The following is a 371-nucleotide window of genomic DNA, read 5'->3' as shown; positions in this document are numbered from 1 at the left end:
CCGTAGTCGCACGCCTTGATGCATTCTCCGCTGAGCATGCAGGAGGCTGCCCATTCGCGCGACGTCTCCGGACCGTTACCGGTGCGGACAAGATCGAGGATACCACCGATGAGGTCTTCGGACTTCGCCTCCGGGATGCCGGCGGGCACCACGCTTGGGCAAACCTCAACGCACTTGCCGCATCGCGTGCAGGCATCAAGCATATCCTGGACGCGTTCGCCCAGAACCGTCTCGAAGGATGTCTCGTCCACCGGGAGCATCGCGGACTCCGAGCCTGCCTAAGAATGCGCCGTACGCGCGCATTGGCAGCTCGGAAATTAACATAGAAATCGGCAATCTTGAAGGACGAGGCTTTCGTACGCCGCGATGAC

1 protein-coding gene is annotated in these 371 nt (G+C 60.9%); it reads right to left on the bottom strand.

Annotated features, from left to right (window positions below; genetic code table 11):
* Positions 1-260, bottom strand: a 260-nt coding sequence (locus EN807_RS33210) for a (Fe-S)-binding protein (RefSeq protein WP_135937993.1), incomplete at its 3' end; no start/stop codon positions are given.
* Between the last annotated feature and the right edge of the window lie 111 nt (positions 261-371).

The sequence above is a fragment of the Mesorhizobium sp. M5C.F.Ca.ET.164.01.1.1 genome (assembly GCF_004792125.1).
In the GTDB taxonomy this organism is placed as follows: domain Bacteria; phylum Pseudomonadota; class Alphaproteobacteria; order Rhizobiales; family Rhizobiaceae; genus Mesorhizobium; species Mesorhizobium wenxiniae.
Note: the sequence above shows the minus strand (reverse complement) of the source record. Positions and strands in the feature narration are given on the sequence as shown.